The sequence below is a fragment of the Achromobacter sp. SIMBA_011 genome, from assembly GCF_046535435.1.
GTDB lineage: Bacteria > Pseudomonadota > Gammaproteobacteria > Burkholderiales > Burkholderiaceae_B > Achromobacter > Achromobacter dolens.
Window position 1 is genome coordinate 1 of sequence record NZ_JAWRWN010000176.1, and the last position, 334, is coordinate 334.

The 334-nt window shown below is 63.2% G+C and carries 2 pseudogenes; one reads left to right on the top strand and one right to left on the bottom strand.

The features are described from left to right. A pseudogene (locus SB816_RS30445) lies at positions 1-223 on the bottom strand (rhodanese-like domain-containing protein); the annotation flags it as partial. On the opposite strand from SB816_RS30445, the pseudogene SB816_RS30450 reads away from it, so the two are divergent. Beyond that, positions 218-334 (top strand): annotated as a pseudogene (locus SB816_RS30450) (AraC family transcriptional regulator); the annotation flags it as partial. The pseudogenes SB816_RS30445 and SB816_RS30450 sit on opposite strands and share 6 nt — an antisense overlap.

The following is a 334-nucleotide window of genomic DNA, read 5'->3' on the forward strand; positions in this document are numbered from 1 at the left end:
GCGCGTCGTGCACGTCCCAGCAATCGGTTTCGAACCGCAGCGACGCTTCGAAATGCGTGGCGGCGCTTGCGCTGTCGGCGGCCGGGACGTCGGTGACATATGACATGAAATGCGCTCCTGAGCAGGCGGCGCGGAATGCGCCGCAACGAGGCCAGTATCGCGTGCGCGCCGGTTTTCCGGCAGTGGCGCGATCGACAAGTTCCGGTAACATCGCGCCATGCACAATCATCTCGTCGTCGCGCTTGCCTACGATCGGCTCTGCACTTTCGAATTCGGCTGCGTGGTCGAATTGTTCGCACTCGAACGGCCGGAACTCGGCGTCGACTGGTATCGC